A 17,598-nucleotide genomic window follows, 5' to 3' on the forward strand; every position below is an offset into this window, starting at 1 on the left:
TGACGACCCTGCGTTAAAAATTGCCCCACGTTTTATCACATTCTGTGCCGTGCGTTTATCGCTGCGTTTTAAACCGCAGCGCCATCACCATCAGCAACACAATGCCCACGCTCATGATTATCCACGCGCTATCGAGCGAGGCGGCGCGGTCACGCACGATGCCAGCGATCAGCGGCATCAACGCCGCCAGCAAATAACCGCCGCCCTGCACGAAGGAGAGCAATGCGCCCGCTTCTTCCGGCGTGCGCGCGTGATCGAGCGTGACGATCAGCGAGAGCGGGAACAGCGCGCCAATGCCTAATCCGAGCAGCAATGTAGGCAGCCACGCCTGCGCCCCGCCAAGCCACAGCAGACTGATCAAGCCCAGCAGAATCAAAGTTAACACCACCAGCAACGGACGGCGACGATCGCAGAAGCGATGAATCAACGCCGACAGCACAAAACCCGCGGCAACTTCCGTCAGCGTGAGCGCGCCCAGCACATAGCCACTTTGTTCAGGTTGCCAGCCGTGCTGCATGTAAAATGGCGGCAGCCACGCCAGCACCAAGGTGTACGCGCCGGTGCCAATGCCAAAGAAGATCATCAACAGCCAGGCACGCGGTGAGCGAGCAGTGCGTGGAGCCTGGCTGCTTTGCATTGGCGTTACGCCGCGTGAAAACGTCAACCACAGCAACAGCGCGATGACTGCGGGGACAACAGGAATTGCCAGCGTTAACGCTAAACCTTGCGATTTCGCCAATGGTGCGGCGCTGGCGGCAGCAATCGCTGCGCCTGCCATAATCCCGGTGGTGAATAGCGCCATCAGCGTGCCTGCTTTCGCACCAAAGTGACGTTTGATCTGCGCTGGCATTAAGGCCTGAATCAATCCGATACCGCAACCCGCCACCAGCGCGCTGGTAATCAACGCTGTGGCAGATTGGTCGAACCCACGCGCGACGCTCGCCAGCGCCAGCAACAGCAATCCGGCAGCGATACCGCGTACTTCGCCGAGCCGGCGCAATAGCAGCGGCCCGGCCAGCGCCGCCAATCCCATCATGATGACCGGCAACGTGGTCAGCAGGCTAAGCTGCGTGGCGCTGAGCTGCGCGTCGCGCTGCAGCAGCGGAAAGAGCGGCCCCATCGCCGCCATAATCGGCCGCAAATTCAGTGCGATAACAAAAACCAGTAAGGCAAACATCCCAACCGCAGGTAAAGTACGATTCACTTTGCATCTCCATGCTCATTAAAAGTATCTTAACGTTAAGATACTTTTCGCAGCAGCAACAGCCCATGCGCACAAAGCAACAAATGGGGATGAGATGGCGAATATTAATCACCGCACAATCCGTAGCGGCGCAATTTATTGCGCGATGAATCGCGCCGCTACGGATTGTGCAAACAGGCAACAACAGCATCAGGAGAAATCAATTTGACCGATCACGTCGATTTTGTAGTTGAACAGTGGGCCAGCGCGATGCCGGAGCTGGATGCATCGTCGATGGCGGTATTTGGTCGCATGCTGCGCATCATGAAACATCTGGCAAAAACGCGCGCTGAAGCGCTGGCACCGTTTGGATTTCGCGATGGCGAATTTGATGTGCTGGCGACGCTGCGGCGCGCGGGTGCGCCCTATCGCTTATCGCCGACTCAGCTGTATAAATCATTGCTGGTGACATCGGGCGCGATGACCAATCGCCTCAATCGGCTGGAAGAAGTGGGGTCGATTGTGCGCGTTGCCGATCCCGACGATAAGCGCAGCATGCTGGTGGCGCTGACTGAAGAAGGATTAGCGAAGATCGAGCAAGCCCTGCTGGTACACTCGCAAACGCAAAATAGCCTGCTGGAAACGCTGGATGCAGCGCAGCAAGCGCAGCTGAAAACCTTGCTGAGTCAATTGTTGGTGGCAACAGAAGCGGAAAGGTAAAAACGCTGTTGCTGATGTGTCAAATAATGAATTAATTCAGCGCATTTTCCATTAAAGTAACCGTCCCGCCAGGCCTTTTTACGGATTAAAAATGAGCAATAAATACGCCCCATCGCAGATTTTTCTTCACTGGTTGACCTTCCTGTTGGTCGTCACTGCGTATTGCACCATGGAATTTCGTGGACTGGCGACGCGCGGTTCGTGGCAAGGCTTTGCCATGATTATTGGTCACTTCAGCGCAGGAAGTTGTGTGCTGGTGATTATGCTGTCACGCATCCTGCTGCGTTTTCGCCATCGCAGCCCGGCGATTCTGCCCAAGCCGCCGCACTGGCAAACCGGCCTGGCGCATCTGATGCATCTGGCGATCTATGTGTTTTTCATTGTCTTACCCACGCTGGGCATTTTGTCGCGCTTCTATATGGGCCGCACCTGGTGGATTTTTGGCATTCCGATGCCGGTGAGTGGCGATCCGGATCCGGATTTCGCCGACATGATTGCGGACTGGCATGAAACCCTCGCGCCTTACGGATACTGGCTGATCGGCATTCATGCCGTGGCCGCGCTGGCGCACCATTATCTGTTCAAAGACAATACGTTAATGCGCATGATGCCTGCGCGCCGCTCGCGCGCTAAAACGTCAGACTGAAGCTGTCATCCAGCAACGCCAGAATCTCGCTATCCGGTAAGCCGTTCTCCAGCGTGATGCTCAGCCAATGCTCTTTGTTCATGTGGTAAGCCGGATAAACGCCGGGCAACTGGCGCAGCGACCCAATCAGTTCAGGTCGCGCTTTGATGTTCATCACATCAATTACCGGCCCATCCGGTAAACCGAGTTTGTGACTCTCCAGCGGGAACACCAGCGCAAACCATTTGCGGTGCCGCGGATGACGCAGCACTGCATACTCACTGTGCTTTTTCCACGGATAATCGGGTTCTACCTGATAGTGCTGATTGATGTAGTCGAACAGCTGCTGGCGTTGCATGCATCCTCCGTGGTGAACGCGGGATAAGGGCCGCCGAAGATGGCGGCCCTGAGACTTTATAAAGCTGAAGCAAAAGTTGCCAGTGTTCGATTAAAACGCGCAGGTTCTTCGATAAATGGCGCATGGCCAGAATCGGCAAACATCTGTATCTGAATGCGCGAATTGATACGCTTTACTCTGGCGAGAGATGCAGCAGGATTCACCAATGCATCATGCTCACCGTAGATGAACAGCAGCGGCACACGCACATTTTTTACTCCTTTTTCTAATGCAATGGTCATGGTGGGCACCGCTCTTTGCATGGGCCACGCAGCCAGCGCGGCGTTGGCCAGCAGGCGTTCAAAGGTGGTGCGGTCCGGTTGCTGGTAAAAACACAGCTGCAGAAATGCCCGCTCGCCATCCAGATGTGTTTTCAAATCACTTGCCGTCATTGCGCCATATACGTCATGCGCCGGAATCAACGTGGGATTGAGCTCTACCACGCCGTCGACGTAGATAGCGCCACTGATATTACCGTCACCATAGGCCGCCAGATAGTTGGTGATCACCGCCCCGCCCAATGACCATCCGACTAATAACGGCTTATTTGCATGGCTTTGATTAATTACTGCACGGAGATCGTCGGCCCAGCGTTTCCCATCGCGGTAAGCTGATTCTTGTTCAGGCTTGTCGGATAAACCGTGACCACGCATATCGAATGTAATCAGCCGATAGCGTTGCTGTAACTGCGCATCACTGATCTGTTTTTCCCAGTTTAAGTGGCTGCCAAGCAAACCATGAATAAACACAATAGGTAAACCATCAGGATTACCTGATTCCTGTACTGCCAGCTTCACGCCATCTGGCGCGGTAATGGTGTATTGCTTCTCAGCGGCAAACAGCGTGGCAGAAAAGAGCATGAGAACGACGCTAAACAGTGTGCGTTTAAAAAGTAACAGCATAAAAATCTCCTTAAATGAATGATTCCCGGCTATCCTGAACCCTGACACTTATGTCAGAGTCAAGCCGCTTTATGGGGAGTCACTTATGCAGTTATCAATTGGAGAGCTGGCAAGAGAGACAGGCGTGAGCGTGCGCGCCATTCGTCATTACGATCGCCATCATCTGCTAACTTCAACACGTGCCTGCAATGGATACCGTTTTTTCCCGCCACAGGCGATAACCCAGGTGCGCCAGATTCAACGGCTCATCAATACCGGTTTCAGCATTGCCGAAATCTGCTCTTTTCCGGATTGCATGCGCATGATCGAAGGGGCAGCATTCTGCCCGGAAACTCAGGCTGTGCAATATAAGCGACTGGCGGATATTGAACGCCAAATTAGTGAACTCGAATCTCGTCGGGCATTGCTGATGGCCACGCTGGCTGAAGGCATCACTCGATGATGCGGTTTTATCAACAGGGCGGTAGTAATGTTCTTTGCGGATAAATTTTTGCGCTAAATCAGCGCTCTTATACCAGGGAAGTGAATGATGTTCCATCTGATTTTCAGCATACCGAGCTGGTATGTGATCGCCCGATTTTTGTTCCCGTTAGCAATGCCCTTGCTGTTAAAAATCATCCTTTCTCTGCTGGTGTTGCTGGCTTCGCAATATCTGCTGGTGAGCCGTTTTACCTCTGGCAGCATGTTTTCGCCGGAAATGCCGCGCGCCATCGTCATCCTGTTCAACTGGGGTTTCAGCGCCGTTTTATTCCTCGCGCTGACGCAGTTTGTGATTGATGGGGTGGCGCTGGTTTCACTGTTGTTCCGCCATCCGTTCGAAATCGTACCCGCGGTGCGTTATGTGGCGGCGGCGTTTGCCTTGATTTTGGCCACGGTTGGCGTTTATCAGGCTATCCGCGTTCCGCCCATCAAAGATGTGACCATCGAAATCGACAACCTTCCGCGCGAATTCGAAGGCTATCAACTGTTGCAGTTAACGGACATGCACATCACCAAACTTTTTAATGAGAAATGGACGCGCGCGCTAGTGCAAAAAGCCATGATGCTGGACGTCGATCTGATTCTGGTCACCGGCGATGTGATTGACGGCACGCTGCAGAACCGTCGTGCGGACGTCGAACCGCTGCGCGGATTACACGCGCGCGATGGCGTTTTCGCCATCACCGGCAATCACGAATATTTCTTTGAGCAGGAGCGCTGGACCGCACATCTGGCGTCGCTAGGTCTGGAGCCGTTACTCAATCGCCATACGGTGATTAAGCGCGATAACGCCGAGCTGGTGATCGCCGGCATGCCGGATACGTCAGCAGCACGACGTGGCGCAGTTGGCCCCAATTTGGAACTGGCGCTGGCCGGTGCGCCGGAAGACGCTCCGGTGATCTTGCTCGACCACCAGCCGCGCAACGCCCGGCAAAACGCACTGAAAAACATCGATCTACAGCTGTCTGGCCACACGCACGGCGGCCTGATTGTTGGCTTCGATCGCCTGTTTGCCAAACCCAACGCGGGCTTCGTGTCGGGTTTGTATCAGGTCGACGGCATGCAGCTCTACGTCAACAATGGTACCGCGCTCTGGCCTGGCATGGCGGTGCGTTTGGGCCGCCCCTCAGAGTTGACCCGCATTACGCTGCAGCGCAAACCGTAACGCCCTTAAGATTGTGGGATTGCCCGCGAGGCATCCCACAATCTCATCATCTGCGCGATTCCGCGCTCAACCTCGTGGAGAGGAACTTCATCGCGCGCTAGGGTTGAGATCCCCAGCATAAAACTGTTGAAGCTGACCGCCAGCGAAAGCGTCTCCTCCTCATCCCGCAACTCGCCGCTGCCGATCCCTCTTTCAACGCAATGCTTTATCCCTTCACGGGTGCGCATGCGCGATGCTTCAAGCGGTTTAAGCACGTGGCGATTTTCCTCAGAACAGGAAGACATCACGCTTAGCGCCACCATGCATCCACGCGGATGCGCAGGATCGTACTGCATTCTGGCGGAGTTGAGCAGCGCGGTTTCCAGCGCCTGCCGAGCGGGCACGCGGGTATCCCACAAAGCTTCCGTGACCTGAGCATGGGTTTGCAAATAACAGTTCACGGCTTCAGCAAAGAGTGCCTCTTTCGATCCAAACGCGGCGTAGAAGCTTGGCGCGGTGATGCCTTTGCCTATCGAGGCTTTGAGCTGCGCCAGCGAGGTTGATTCATAGCCGTTTTCCCAGAAAAGGTGCATCGCTTTGATCACTGCTTCATCCCGATCAAATTGTCTTGGTCTGCCTGTTCTCATCATCACATCCTCCGCCATTTATACTAATCGATACAGAATTCATTGACAACGCACAGCTCGCCTCCGCAATATAAATACCGATCGATACATATATCCATGGCGCTTCGCGGCGCTGTTGCAAATCAAGAGCAGGCTAAATAATGAATTCAACATTTAAGCACGAAGAAGCCCAACGGCTGCCAATCCTGGCGCTTTTGGCGCTCGCAATGGCAGGTTTTATCTGCATCCTGACTGAAACCATACCCGCGGGATTGCTGCCACAAATCAGTCAGGGCCTTAATATTTCCCCCTCGCTGGCCGGTCAATGGGTTACCGCCTATGCAGCCGGTTCGCTACTGGCCGCGATTCCGCTCACATTGCTGACCCGAAGCTGGTCGCGCCGGGTTGTGCTGCTGAGCACCGTGTGTGGATTTCTGCTGTTTAACACTCTTACCGCCGTCTCTTCTGACGTTGTCATCATCTTAATAGCGCGATTTTTTGCTGGTGCGTCAGCCGGTTTGGCGTGGAGTCTGATTGCGGGCTATGCGCGAAGAATGGTGGTTCCATCGCTGCAGGGACGTGCATTGGCGCTCGCCATGGTGGGCACGCCCATCGCTCTTTCACTCGGTGTTCCGGCAGGCACATGGATGGGCTCGTTGCTGGGATGGCGTCTGACATTTGCCGCCATGTCGGGTCTCTCTCTCATTCTTATCGGCTGGATTCTGCTGGCCGTGCCGAACTATCCCGGCCAATCTGCTACGCAAAAAATGCCGCTCGGCGCAGTATTACGCCTCCCCGGCGTAGGTGCCGTGCTGGGTGTGGTGCTGACCTGGATGCTGGCGCATAACATTCTCTACACCTACATTGCACCGTTCATTGCTTCAGCCGGTCTGGCAGATCGCGTGGATGTGGTGCTACTGATCTTTGGTATGGCGGCATTGGGGGGAATATTCATTACCGGTAAGATCATTGATACGCATCTGCGCAAAGCGGTGCTGCTGTCACTCTCCATCTTTGCTGCGGTGTCGGTGATTTTTGGTCTGAGTACGCCAACACCCGCCGTGATCTATGCGGGCATAGCCGTTTGGGGACTCACCTTCGGCGGTGCCGCGACGCTGCTGCAAACGGCTCTGGCAGATGCCGCCGGTGAATATGCCGATGTCGCGCTCTCCATGAATGTCGTCACCTGGAACAGCGCTATCGCCCTCGGCGGTTTGACCGGCGGAATGTTGCTGGAACATGTCGGCTCCCAATCTTTTCCGTGGGCGATTCTGCTATTGCTGTTGGTCGCGTTGGGAATTGCGCTGCGTGCTAAGCAGGGTTTCCCGGCTGAGAACAGCCGGGAAACCGGCATTACACCGGTGGCTTAGCGTAAACATACATTGCACATGCTGTAGCGGCGCGATTTATCGCGCAAATAATTGCGCCGCTACGATTCGTGAACTCGGTAATTTACGCTTTCGCAAACGCCAACAAATCAGGATTAATCTGCTCAGGATGCGTCGCGAACATACCGTGCGACAAGCCTGGGTAGGTTTTCAGCGTGCCCTGTTTCAGTAGCTTAATCGCCTTATGCGCCGAATCATCAATTGGCACCACCTGATCGTCTTCCCCGTGCAGCACCAACACCGGCACGGTGATCGCTTTTAAATCTTCGGTAAAATCGGTTTCCGAGAACGCAGCGATACAGTCGTACTGCGCCTTAGCGCCGCCCGCCATGCCCTGACGCCACCAGTTATCGATCAAACCCTGGCTCACTTTCGCACCCGGACGGTTAAAGCCGTAGAACGGCCCCGCTGGCACATCGATAAAGAACTGCGCGCGGTTAGCGGTTAGCGCCGAGCGGAAACCGTCAAACACTTCTTTTGGCAAACCTTCAGGATTGGCGGCGGTTTGCAACATGATTGGTGGCACGGCGCCCATCAACACTGCTTTCGCCACGCGACCTTTTTCGGCATGCGCCACATAACGCGCCACTTCGCCGCCACCGGTAGAGTGACCGATATGGATGGCGTTGCGCAGGTCCAGCGCTTTGGCCAGTTCTGCCACGTCAGCGGCGTATGTGGTCATATCATTGCCGCTAGCGGTTTGGTCGGAACGTCCGTGGCCGCGACGGTCGTGGGCGATAACGCGATAACCTTGTGCCAGGAAGAACAACATTTGGTTATCCCAGTCATCGGCGCTTAACGGCCAGCCGTGATGAAACACTACCGGTTGGGCGTTTTTTGGGCCCCAGTCTTTGTAAAAGATTTTGGTGCCGTCTTGGGTGGTGATGATGCCGTTGCTCATGAGTAAGTCCTCTGTATGTGATTGTCTGCGTTCGATGGGCTTATTGTTATGGAAAGCGGCAGTGGCTAATATTGTCAAATATGACACATTAAGGGCCGTAACTGACAAATGATAAAAACTGACGAAAGCAGCGTTGTCGCGGAGATTGGCTTGGTGATCTATCCCGATTGCCAACTCGCGGCGATATATGGCTTAACCGATATGTTCAGGATTGCTGCGGAATGGGCCGAGAATATATCGGGTGAAGAGCGCAAGCGGACGATTCGTGTCTCACATTGGCAGATTGATGCGCACAGCGATCACATGGTTTGCGTCTGGGATAGCCATCCCGATACAGCACATCGCCTGAGCCACGTGATTGCGCCGCCAAGTCTGGTGGTGCCAGCGAAAATGGTGCCAATGAAGGTGCCCGCCGACTGGATGAGTGAGCTTTATGACGCAGGCGTAACGCTCTGTTCGGTGTGCGCCGGTGCCTTTGTGCTGGCCGAAACCGGACTGATCGATCACCGTCGCGCCACCACGCACTGGGCCTTTGCGCAGACGCTGTCGGAGCGTTTTCCTGCGGTAGACGTCGCGGTGGAAAATATGGTGATTGACGATGGCGACATTATTACCGCCGGTGGGATTTTGGCGTGGACCGATTTGGGTTTAACGCTGATCGAAAAAGTGCTCGGCACCGGCACCATGCTGGCGACCTCACGCTTTTTACTGATCGACCCGCCGCGACGCGAGCAAAGCACCTATTCGGCATTTATCCCCAATTTCGATCACGGTGATAGCCAGATTCTGCGCGCGCAGCATCATCTTCATGCCCATGTTGCCGAGCAGCACAGCATTGAGAGCATGTCGGCGCTGGCAAGCATGACGCCACGTACTTTTCTGCGCCATTTCCAGAAAGCGACCGGCCTGCGGCCAACGGATTATTTGCAGCAGGTACGCATTATGAAAGCGCGCGACGCGCTGGAGCTGAGTAATCGTTCGGTCGATCAGATCGCCTGGGAGATCGGCTACAGCGACCCTTCCGCTTTCCGCAAAATTTTCCGCAAACTCACCGGCGTCACGCCCGGCCAGTATCGGCAGCGGTTTGGTACCCGGCAACATAATTAACGCCCATCACAGCAGGAAAATTGCCGTTTTCCTGCCATGATTACGTTCGTCCCGTTCCGATTACTTGCTAAGGATTTCTATGCCACTGCGTTCGCTTCAGGCTCTGTGTCTGGTTAACTTTTTTATGGCTGACGTACGAGATGGTCTTGGGCCTTTTCTCGGCATATTTCTGACAGAACGCCACTGGAATGCAGGAGATATTGGCTGGGTGATGACCGCCGGTGGCCTTGCAGGGCTGGTTGCCACCCTGCCGGCAGGTTTAGCCACAGACGCTACTCGCCATAAACGATCGTTGTTGCTCATCGGTTCACTCCTGATCACCCTATCCACCTTGCTGCTGTGGTATTTCCATCAGGGATGGATCGTGGTTTTATCGCAGATTGTGACTGGCCTTTCCGCCGCGCTCATCGCGCCGATGTTGACGGGTATTACCCTTGGCCTGGCCGGTCCGCAAGGATTCAGCCATCAAATGGGGAGAAATGAAGCCTTCAACCACGGCGGAAATATGACGGCCGCCATTATTGCGGGTGCTTCAGTGTGGTTGTGGGGCACGGGTGCGGTGTTTGTACTCATGACGACGATGGCGCTGTGCGCAGGTGCAGCCGTGCTGGCTATTCGTCATAACGACATCGATAACCTTGCCGCGCGCGGGCTTTCTGGCAGCGAATCGGCCAGCAACGTCCCGCGTCTTTATCAGATTGCCCGTAATCCTGCCGTCATTATCACGGGAGTCACGCTGTTACTCTTCCATCTTGGCAATGCCGCGCTATTACCTATGCTGAGCCTGCGGGTGGCGGCAGCGCACAATGCAGCCATCAGCCCCGGACTTTATGCTGCCGCCACGGTGGTTATTTCACAATGTGTGATGATTCCCATGGCGCTGTATGCTGCACGCCACGCACCGCGTTTTGGCTACCCCGTGCTGATCACGGCGGCGCTGCTGGTGCTGCCATTACGTGCGTTGATTGCCTCCGCTTTTGACGGCGCTTATTTCATGATTCCGGTACAGATTCTGGATGGCGTAGCGGCGGGTCTGCTGGGCGTGGCGGTGCCGGGTTATATCGTGAAGGTGCTTGAGGGCAGCGGACATACCAATGCCGGTCAGGGTTTTATCATGCTCATGCAGGGCGTCGGCGCGGCAATGAGTCCCGCGTTGGCGGGAAACATTGCCGCAGCCTATTCCTATCGCAGTGCGTTTGCCGTGCTAGGCGCAATCGCCCTGGCGGCGCTGATCACCTGGTGGATAGGCAGCCGTTATTCAGAGAAAAACGGCGTGCCACGCTCAGCGCGTTCTTAGCTGAGGCTCGATTAACTCAGCTGGAAACGCCCAACGGTGTTCGCCAGCTGCGAGGCCTGATCTTCCAGCGAACTGGCGGCGGCAGACATCTCCTGCACCAGCGCGGCGTTCTGCTGCGTGGTGCTGTCCATCTCGTTCACCGCGATGGTCACCTGGCTGATGCCGCGCGCCTGCTCATCGGAAGCAATCACAATTTCACCGATAATGGTGCGCACCGAATTCACCGCCTGCGTCATCTCCTGCATGGTCTTGCCCGCATCCTGCACCAGCTGAACGCCGCTGCCGACGCGCTGCGTGGATTCTTCAATCAGCGCGCCGATATCTTTCACCGCATTGGCGCTGCGTTGGGCCAGATTACGGACTTCCGACGCCACCACGGCAAAGCCGCGTCCTTGTTCTCCGGCACGCGCCGCTTCTACTGCGGCGTTCAGCGCCAGAATATTGGTCTGGAAGGCGATGCTATTGATGATGGCGGTGATGTCGCCAATTTTCTTCGCGCTGTCGTCAATTTGCGCCATGGTTTGCACCACTTCGCCCACCAGCGTTTCACCACGGCTGGCAATGTGCGTGGCGTTGTCGGTGAGCGTTGTCGCCTGATGCGCGTTGGTAGCGTTGTGTTTCACCGTGGCAGTAATCTGCTCCATGCTGGCGGCGGTTTGCTCCAGCGCGGCAGCTTGCTGCTCGGTACGCGAGGCGAGATTGAGGTTGCCGCTGGCGATTTCACCCGCGCCCTGACGCACCGACGAACTGGCATCCTGAATCTGCCCCACGATATCGCGCAGCTGATTTTGCATGGTATGCAGCGCATAGAACAAGCTACTGTTATCGCGCCCTTTCAACGTGATGACGTTATCGAGTTTGCCATCGGCGACGGCCAGCGCGATGGTCGCGGCTTCCAGCGGTTCGCCACCAATCGGCTTCAGCACTTTGCGGCTGAACAGCATGCCAAGCAGCGTACACACCACCAGAATGCTGATGATCATCAGGATCACCGCGTTAATCAGTTGACGATGCGCCGCCGCCATCACCTGGCTGACCGGCGCAACCACGCCGAGATACCATTTCTGATCGCTGTTACCAATCACCACCGGCTGCCAGGTTACCAGCGCATCTTCACCCAGCAACGCATCATGATGTTCCATCACGCTGCTGCTGAAGTTATGGGTATCACCTTTCCACGGCTTGCTGGTCTGGCTTTTATCCGGATAGGAAACCACATTACCCGCGCTGGAGAGCAACATCGCATAGCCGCTGCCATCCCACGGTTTGATTTTGTTGACCTTTTCCTGCAGCGACGCCAGCGAAATATCGGACGTCACCACGCCCCACAGTTTGCCCTGACTCACAATCGGCGCCGCTACCGAAGTCAGCAGCGTCGGCACGCCGTTGTAGGCGTAGCTGTAAGGTTCAATCAGCATATCTTTCTGACTTTTTTGCGGCAGCAGATAGTAATCGCCCTGACCTGGCGTGAAGATCGAGGTCAGCGGATGCAGGTTAAAATTGCCGGTTTGATCGCGATCGACGAAGAAGGCGTAGCGACCTTTCGGTGCCGCATTGGCTTGGGTGGCGAACTCCGCGTCACGTCCGTCGAAGGCGTTCTCTTCGAAGATCACCGAGATCGACAGGTAATCGGGATTATCGCGCAGCGCCGATTCCATCAGCTTATCAGCAACTTTACGGTCCTGAATGCCCGCCGCTGGCAGTGCGATCAAGCTGTGGCCGAGGTTATGCGCCACATCGCGCGCGTAGCTAAGTTCATGCTGAATTTGCAGCGCCTGGCTTTGTGCAATCTGCTGTAGATAGCTTTCGGCCAGCGACTTTTGTTCGTTACTGGATTGCCAGCTCAGCACGCCGATGGTTACAGCAAAGCCGAGTGTGATGGTTAAGGCGCCCGTCAGCAGCATCTGCGTGCGGGTGCTCATTGTTTTCTTAGGTGATGCGTGTTTGGCCATTATGGCGCTCCTGGAGTTGACACTTTTCGGTATTCAGAACCACTCCCTGTGCGCGTACATCCCTTTGAACACTCTATCGGCGCGCGGCGGTGGAACTTGATGGCAAGGTACCAAACTCCGGTGGATTGCCATTGATGGTCACCGACATCAGGTCAGCGCCAGATGCCTGCCTGCTCTACTGGTCAATGAGCCGATTACAGACTATTATTCAGCTCACCATATGAGCCGAATAGCTGTTCTATTCAGCTCATGCGATTCAGGAGTGACTTTATGATGTGGATTTGGCAGCAGCCTGATTGGCCGCAGTTTCGCTGGCAGGATGAGAAATTACTGCCGCGCCTGCGCCAGTTGCAGCAGCAGCGCGGCGTCTTGCTGGGCCGCGCCAGCGTGCAAGATAACAGCGATCAACAAACGCTGGATACGCTGCTCAGCAATATCCTCTCTTCCTCAGCGATTGAAGATGAGCGCGTCAACGCGCAGTCGGTACGATCGTCCCTTGCCCGCCGTTTAGGCGTTTCGCTCGATCAGCCTTACCCGGTTTCCGAACGTTCCGAAGGTTTGGCAACCATGATGATGGATGCCATCACGCAACGCGATCAGGAACTCACGTTGGCGCGTTTATGTCAGTGGCATCGCTGGTTATTCCCCGCAAGCGAATGGACCATTAAGCGACTAAATGTTGGCACGCTGCGCGGCGATGAACCGATGCAGGTCGTTTCGGGGCGTATCGATCGGCCAACGGTACATTTCGAAGCGCCGCCGCGCGCCGGGCTGGAGGTACAGCTTGAAGAATTTATCGCGTGGTTTAATCACAGCCGCGCGGATCCGCTGCTCGACCCGCTGTTGCGCGCCGCGCTGTGCCATCTGTGGTTCGTTACGCTGCACCCGTTTGATGACGGTAATGGACGCATCACCCGCGCCCTGACCGATTTGGCGCTGGCGCAGGCGGATAGCCAAAGCATTCGTTTGTATGCCATGTCCGCATCGATTCTGGCGCAACGTGCCGATTATTACCGCATCCTGCAGCAGACGCAGCGCGGTGCGCTGGACGTCACAGATTGGCTGCTGTGGTTTTGTGATGTGCTGAATGACAGCCTTGAGCGCGCGCTGGAAACCGTCACGCGCACGCAAAACAAAGCGCGCTTCTGGTTAATGCACAATGCTGCTGAGCTGAGTGCGGAGCAAACCCGCGTGCTGAATCGCTTACTGGATGGCGGTGAACAGGGATTTAACGCAGGCATAAGCGCCGGCCAGTATCAGAAGGTGGCGAAAGTGAGTAAAGCCACGGCGACGCGACATCTGACAGAACTGCTGGCGAAAGGTTGTCTGGAGAAATTACCCGGCGGCGGGCGCAGCACGCGCTACCAGATTAAGCATTGATGGGTAACCAGGTGCGCATCAATGCGCACCTCACAAAACGGCTTACGCCGCTTTAACCGCGCGGACTTTCTTTTCCGGCGCTACCGCTTCCGCTTCGCTCTCGGTTTCCGCAGCGGCTTCAGGCGCTTGCGCAACCTCTTCTGCCTTTACAATATCCGGCAGCTTGCTGGTGCGCAGGATATGCTGCACCGCGTCTTTCTGTTCAGCCAACAGCAGACCCAATGCTTCGGCCTGCGCTTCACCCAAATCTGGCTGATGTTGCTGTAGCCAATCGGTAAAGGCGTCTGCCATATCGAGCATTTTGTCCCAGGCATCCGCGTCTTTTTTATTGGCAAACGTCATCTTTTCTTCACCCTTTCTGACTACAACATATTTGGTTTCGACTGCCATGATGCACCTCGATTAACTGTATTTATATACAGTATATTCTGATCAAACTTTTCCAGGCAATCACTTTCTGCTGTTAAGCCAGTAATTCTTCCAGGAACAGCGCCAACGCTTTGCGCGGATCGTCCTCTTCCGAGACGATCATCTCAATGCCCCACTGCCCTAATACCTCTTTTGCCACCGGGTTATTGCGGTTGGTGAACAGGTACGATTTAGGACGCGCGGTGGCCAAGCCGGTTCGGCCCCACATTTTTGTCAGGCGGTAGAATAACAGACGAATATTGAAATCGCTGATGCTGTAGCCCACAAACAATACCGAGTTGCCCATGACGTCGTGCGTGAGTTTGATATCCAGCGGCGAATCAAAATAGAGGCGTTCAAAGTAGCTGCTTTCATCCAGCACAATTGACGTATCGTCGTCGAAATCACCATGCAGTTTGATGATGTGGCGCTTATCTTCAGTCAACGACACCAAATCTGCCGCGTTCGCTACTTTACTGTAAGGCACGTTGTGCGCCTCATGCGCCATTTCAAGCCAGCGATCGTAATTGGTGGTGTAGATGCGTGAGAAATTGCCTTGGGTGATCATGGTATGGATTTCAGAACTGCGCACGTCAATATCCGGGCGATGCCATTCGCGATCCATCCAGCTGCGCAGCGGTCCCAGGGAGCCTTTACGCTGCTTGTAATACTCCGCCAGCGACAGATGCGTGCCGTAGGTATTGAAGATTTTTGGGTCGTAGCCCAGCTCTTTAGCCAGGTGCGCAATCAGCTCATGCCATTCCGGCAGGCCAAGATTGCGTGAAATGCCTGCACCGGCGAACAGGATCAGTTTACCGGTGTCATAGGCGCGTTTTAGCTCGGGTTTCATGCCAATCCCCGCGATGTTTTCAAAAAGGTTGCGAAGCGATCCAGCGCCAGGCGACGCATCGAAATCTCATTTTTCAGCTCGCCCATTTCGGCGAAAGTTTGCGTGTGTCCTTCCGGGATAAACACGCAGTCCCATTGAAATTCGCGTGGACCAGCAGGCTCGGTGGCGATGGTGCCGCGCAGTTCGCCTTCGAACTGATACATTTTTTGCCCATCGCAATAGCCAAGCACGGTTTTTGCCGTGACGCAGGCGCTATCTAAACCGTTCACCAGTTTGGTGAAGCGCTCGGCATTCAGGCGGCTCCAGAAGATGCGCGTCAATCCGGCCGGTAAGCCGTTCAGGCCATCCAGATAGAGCCCGGTGTGTTCGACAAACAGTGGACGACCAATAATAGAGAACGCTTTGGTGAGCTTGTCGCGCACCAGTTCAACCTCATTTTCAGTCTGAATCTCTTCAATACGGCGTGCGATGGGCAGCACTTCGACACCGACCGGCTCAAGGATGGTACGCACCTCGGCCAGCTTTAGTTCATTGGCAGACAGGAATCGTATTTTCATTGCAATCAGTATGTTGAAGGTGAGTTTAAGCTCTGTAAAAGCCTTTCCGTTGGTCGTTGATTCTAGCGCGCCTACCGGGCACTGGGTAGGAACAATCTCTGATAGGAGAAAACAAAATTATGACTTTATCGATGCAAGAATCTAGAATAATTATGCGATTCAATTTAATAAATATGACAGTAAAAATGAGAACCTCAGATGATTTCTTATTTTAGCTCCAGATATTCCATGCTAAAAGATTTACCCTTCATTTTGCAGGGTGATAACCCAGAAAAAAAATTGCGCTTAACTCTGCTCATTGCTGGATTTTCCAGCATCCTGGCGGGTTTTTATATGGTAGCGACGAATTTCATTAAGGGAGAAAATGGTGTTTCCGCCTTATATTGCCTGAGCACCGCGATGGGATTTTATATTGTCATTGCGGCATTCCGTGACAAGCTGAACAAACATCTCTACATCATCGTGCATGCTTTGTTACTGATCATAATGCTGTTGTTTCTGCTGGATAATGACCACAGAGTAGAAAAACACTCAGAGTACAATTATCTGGTGGCGTTAACCGTCGGCTCAGCATTGGTATTACGCCAGCAAACACCTTACTTAAGTAAAATATTCCCGTTAATCTGCCTGGTGGTTTATCTGTTTTTTATCTCGACCGGATTAACCTGGCAACATAGCGCGTTTCAGCTCAATATTCCGCATGAATCCGGCTTTTATATCGTCAACTGTGCAGTGCCAATGATCGCGCTGTTGTTGACGGCATTCACGCTGCGCGGCAACTACTCCGAAACCGATTTGATCAAACGCGAACTTTCACAAGCCATCGAAAAGAATCAGCTGGAGCTCTATTACCAGCCACAAGTCGACAGCAATAAAAAGCTGATTGGATTTGAAGCCCTGCTGCGCTGGAAGCATCCTGTTAAAGGCTTTATCTCACCCGAAGTGTTTATTCCAGTGGCCGAAAAAAGTGGCTTGATTATCGACATTGGCAAGTGGGTGATGGAACACACCTTACAGCAAATCGCCGAATGGGATCGCGGTCAGCACCTTAGTGATTTGGTTTTTTCTGTTAACATCAGTCCGCTGCAGTTAATACACCGCGATTTCACCCAGGATACCTTGTTATCGCTGTCACATTATAAAATCCGCCCCGAACGCCTCAAGTTTGAAATTACTGAAACCACCTTTGTCTACGACCAGAAGCGCATTGGCGACGTAATCAGCCATTTTAGCCAATTAGGTGTTAAATGGGCGATTGATGACTTTGGCGTCGGCTATTCATCGCTTAAATCGATCAGTGATTTTGCCATTGATGATATTAAGATTGATAAATCATTAATCATGCAGATTTTTAAAAATGAGTCATCGGCGATTGTGGTGCAGAAAACCATCGAGTTATCGCGTGAAATGGGTCTGAATGTGCTGGCTGAAGGCATCGAGAGTGAGGAGTACTTCACCTACCTGCGCGATAAAGGCTGCCATCTGTTTCAGGGCTACCATTTCGCCCGCCCGCTGCCGCCCGCAGATGCGCAAGTATGGATCAAAAAAGCCAAAATATAATCTGCTTTTTTGCAGGGTCGCCATTTATGAACTGAACCCCATAACCTGGACCGTTTAGTTAAAGCGCTGCGTAATGCTGAGTCCTGTACGCTACCGGACTCAGCCCACCCAACCCCATTTT

General features: G+C 54.2%; 18 protein-coding genes. 9 read left to right on the forward strand and 9 right to left on the reverse strand.

Annotated elements, in window-relative coordinates; all coding sequences use genetic code 11:
• Positions 1 to 55: 55 nt before the first annotated feature.
• Entirely contained in the window at positions 56 to 1,204 is a 1,149-nt protein-coding gene (locus DEU53_RS10345; RefSeq protein ID WP_110866965.1) for an MFS transporter, read from the reverse strand.
• Between the two features lie 204 nt (positions 1,205 to 1,408).
• Here DEU53_RS10345 and DEU53_RS10350 point away from each other — a divergent pair, with 204 nt between their 5' ends.
• Positions 1,409 to 1,903: a MarR family winged helix-turn-helix transcriptional regulator gene (locus DEU53_RS10350; protein WP_110866966.1), complete on the forward strand. Its 495-nt coding sequence runs from the start codon at positions 1,409 to 1,411 to the stop codon at positions 1,901 to 1,903.
• A 91-nt stretch (positions 1,904 to 1,994) separates the two neighbouring features.
• Complete coding sequence (gene cybB, locus DEU53_RS10355) at positions 1,995 to 2,549, forward strand: cytochrome b561 (protein WP_110866967.1); 555 nt, start codon at positions 1,995 to 1,997, stop codon at positions 2,547 to 2,549.
• On the opposite strand, the gene DEU53_RS10360 is transcribed toward cybB, so the two are convergent.
• Positions 2,533 to 2,886, reverse strand: coding sequence for an MmcQ/YjbR family DNA-binding protein (locus DEU53_RS10360; RefSeq protein WP_110866968.1), 354 nt, complete (start codon positions 2,884 to 2,886; stop codon positions 2,533 to 2,535). The two genes, cybB and DEU53_RS10360, sit on opposite strands and share 17 nt — an antisense overlap.
• Before the next feature lie 56 nt (positions 2,887 to 2,942).
• Positions 2,943 to 3,827: an alpha/beta fold hydrolase gene (locus tag DEU53_RS10365; RefSeq protein WP_110866969.1), complete on the reverse strand. Its 885-nt coding sequence runs from the start codon at positions 3,825 to 3,827 to the stop codon at positions 2,943 to 2,945.
• Between the two features lie 85 nt (positions 3,828 to 3,912).
• On the opposite strand from DEU53_RS10365, the gene DEU53_RS10370 reads away from it, so the two are divergent.
• Together DEU53_RS10370 and DEU53_RS10375 are read left to right on the forward strand one after the other, a co-directional pair.
• The gene (locus DEU53_RS10370; RefSeq protein WP_110866970.1) at positions 3,913 to 4,269 is read left to right on the forward strand and encodes a MerR family transcriptional regulator; all 357 of its coding nucleotides are present in this window, start codon (positions 3,913 to 3,915) and stop codon (positions 4,267 to 4,269) included.
• A gap of 87 nt (positions 4,270 to 4,356) precedes the next feature.
• Positions 4,357 to 5,472 carry a metallophosphoesterase gene (locus DEU53_RS10375; protein ID WP_110866990.1) on the forward strand — a complete coding sequence of 372 codons (1,116 nt, stop codon included), beginning with the start codon at positions 4,357 to 4,359 and terminating at the stop codon, positions 5,470 to 5,472.
• 5 nt (positions 5,473 to 5,477) lie between these two features.
• Here the strand turns inward: DEU53_RS10375 and DEU53_RS10380 are convergent, their stop codons facing one another.
• Positions 5,478 to 6,101, reverse strand: coding sequence for a TetR/AcrR family transcriptional regulator (locus DEU53_RS10380; protein WP_110866991.1), 624 nt, complete (start codon positions 6,099 to 6,101; stop codon positions 5,478 to 5,480).
• A gap of 137 nt (positions 6,102 to 6,238) precedes the next feature.
• Between DEU53_RS10380 and DEU53_RS10385 the strand changes: the two genes are divergently transcribed.
• Positions 6,239 to 7,447 carry an MFS transporter gene (locus DEU53_RS10385; RefSeq protein ID WP_110866971.1) on the forward strand — a complete coding sequence of 403 codons (1,209 nt, stop codon included), beginning with the start codon at positions 6,239 to 6,241 and terminating at the stop codon, positions 7,445 to 7,447.
• A gap of 82 nt (positions 7,448 to 7,529) precedes the next feature.
• Here the strand turns inward: DEU53_RS10385 and DEU53_RS10390 are convergent, their stop codons facing one another.
• A complete protein-coding gene (locus DEU53_RS10390) occupies positions 7,530 to 8,366 on the reverse strand; it encodes an alpha/beta fold hydrolase (RefSeq protein ID WP_110866972.1) in 837 nt (278 codons plus the stop codon).
• Between the two features lie 108 nt (positions 8,367 to 8,474).
• Here DEU53_RS10390 and DEU53_RS10395 point away from each other — a divergent pair, with 108 nt between their 5' ends.
• The gene (locus tag DEU53_RS10395) at positions 8,475 to 9,473 is read left to right on the forward strand and encodes a GlxA family transcriptional regulator (protein WP_233501722.1); all 999 of its coding nucleotides are present in this window, start codon (positions 8,475 to 8,477) and stop codon (positions 9,471 to 9,473) included.
• Between the two features lie 79 nt (positions 9,474 to 9,552).
• Complete coding sequence (locus DEU53_RS10400) at positions 9,553 to 10,770, forward strand: MFS transporter (protein WP_101761412.1); 1,218 nt, start codon at positions 9,553 to 9,555, stop codon at positions 10,768 to 10,770.
• A gap of 11 nt (positions 10,771 to 10,781) precedes the next feature.
• On the opposite strand, the gene DEU53_RS10405 is transcribed toward DEU53_RS10400, so the two are convergent.
• Positions 10,782 to 12,722: a methyl-accepting chemotaxis protein gene (locus DEU53_RS10405; RefSeq protein WP_110866973.1), complete on the reverse strand. Its 1,941-nt coding sequence runs from the start codon at positions 12,720 to 12,722 to the stop codon at positions 10,782 to 10,784.
• A gap of 270 nt (positions 12,723 to 12,992) precedes the next feature.
• Here DEU53_RS10405 and DEU53_RS10410 point away from each other — a divergent pair, with 270 nt between their 5' ends.
• Positions 12,993 to 14,102 carry a Fic family protein gene (locus DEU53_RS10410; protein ID WP_110866974.1) on the forward strand — a complete coding sequence of 370 codons (1,110 nt, stop codon included), beginning with the start codon at positions 12,993 to 12,995 and terminating at the stop codon, positions 14,100 to 14,102.
• 42 nt (positions 14,103 to 14,144) lie between these two features.
• On the opposite strand, the gene DEU53_RS10415 is transcribed toward DEU53_RS10410, so the two are convergent.
• The 3 genes from DEU53_RS10415 to DEU53_RS10425 all read right to left on the reverse strand — a co-directional run bounded on the left by DEU53_RS10415 (position 14,145) and on the right by DEU53_RS10425 (position 15,917).
• Positions 14,145 to 14,492 carry a YebG family protein gene (locus DEU53_RS10415; protein WP_110866975.1) on the reverse strand — a complete coding sequence of 116 codons (348 nt, stop codon included), beginning with the start codon at positions 14,490 to 14,492 and terminating at the stop codon, positions 14,145 to 14,147.
• Positions 14,493 to 14,565: 73 nt separating this feature from the next.
• Positions 14,566 to 15,360, reverse strand: a complete 795-nt coding sequence (locus DEU53_RS10420; RefSeq protein ID WP_110866976.1) for an SIR2 family protein — start codon at positions 15,358 to 15,360, stop codon at positions 14,566 to 14,568.
• Positions 15,357 to 15,917, reverse strand: a complete 561-nt coding sequence (locus DEU53_RS10425) for a non-canonical purine NTP pyrophosphatase (protein ID WP_101761408.1) — start codon at positions 15,915 to 15,917, stop codon at positions 15,357 to 15,359. Before DEU53_RS10425 ends, DEU53_RS10420 begins: the two co-directional genes overlap by 4 nt.
• Before the next feature lie 198 nt (positions 15,918 to 16,115).
• Between DEU53_RS10425 and DEU53_RS10430 the strand changes: the two genes are divergently transcribed.
• Positions 16,116 to 17,477, forward strand: a complete 1,362-nt coding sequence (locus tag DEU53_RS10430) for a bifunctional diguanylate cyclase/phosphodiesterase (RefSeq protein ID WP_110866977.1) — start codon at positions 16,116 to 16,118, stop codon at positions 17,475 to 17,477.
• Positions 17,478 to 17,598: the final 121 nt, after the last annotated feature.

The organism is Pantoea sp. AG1095 (genome assembly GCF_003208415.1).
GTDB classification, from domain to species: Bacteria; Pseudomonadota; Gammaproteobacteria; order Enterobacterales; family Enterobacteriaceae; genus Pantoea; species Pantoea leporis.

Coding starts and splice junctions, on each gene's coding strand:
- DEU53_RS10415 (WP_110866975.1), bottom strand. CDS start 14,492: ATGGCAGTCGAAACCAAATATGTTGTAGTCAGAAAGGGTGAAGAAAAG.
- DEU53_RS10380 (WP_110866991.1), bottom strand. CDS start 6,101: ATGATGAGAACAGGCAGACCAAGACAATTTGATCGGGATGAAGCAGTG.
- cybB (WP_110866967.1), top strand. CDS start 1,995: ATGAGCAATAAATACGCCCCATCGCAGATTTTTCTTCACTGGTTGACC.
- DEU53_RS10425 (WP_101761408.1), bottom strand. CDS start 15,917: ATGAAAATACGATTCCTGTCTGCCAATGAACTAAAGCTGGCCGAGGTG.
- DEU53_RS10405 (WP_110866973.1), bottom strand. CDS start 12,722: ATGGCCAAACACGCATCACCTAAGAAAACAATGAGCACCCGCACGCAG.
- DEU53_RS10410 (WP_110866974.1), top strand. CDS start 12,993: ATGATGTGGATTTGGCAGCAGCCTGATTGGCCGCAGTTTCGCTGGCAG.
- DEU53_RS10390 (WP_110866972.1), bottom strand. CDS start 8,366: ATGAGCAACGGCATCATCACCACCCAAGACGGCACCAAAATCTTTTAC.
- DEU53_RS10395 (WP_233501722.1), top strand. CDS start 8,475: ATGATAAAAACTGACGAAAGCAGCGTTGTCGCGGAGATTGGCTTGGTG.
- DEU53_RS10360 (WP_110866968.1), bottom strand. CDS start 2,886: ATGCAACGCCAGCAGCTGTTCGACTACATCAATCAGCACTATCAGGTA.
- DEU53_RS10420 (WP_110866976.1), bottom strand. CDS start 15,360: ATGAAACCCGAGCTAAAACGCGCCTATGACACCGGTAAACTGATCCTG.
- DEU53_RS10400 (WP_101761412.1), top strand. CDS start 9,553: ATGCCACTGCGTTCGCTTCAGGCTCTGTGTCTGGTTAACTTTTTTATG.
- DEU53_RS10365 (WP_110866969.1), bottom strand. CDS start 3,827: ATGCTGTTACTTTTTAAACGCACACTGTTTAGCGTCGTTCTCATGCTC.
- DEU53_RS10370 (WP_110866970.1), top strand. CDS start 3,913: ATGCAGTTATCAATTGGAGAGCTGGCAAGAGAGACAGGCGTGAGCGTG.
- DEU53_RS10375 (WP_110866990.1), top strand. CDS start 4,357: ATGTTCCATCTGATTTTCAGCATACCGAGCTGGTATGTGATCGCCCGA.
- DEU53_RS10430 (WP_110866977.1), top strand. CDS start 16,116: ATGATTTCTTATTTTAGCTCCAGATATTCCATGCTAAAAGATTTACCC.
- DEU53_RS10385 (WP_110866971.1), top strand. CDS start 6,239: ATGAATTCAACATTTAAGCACGAAGAAGCCCAACGGCTGCCAATCCTG.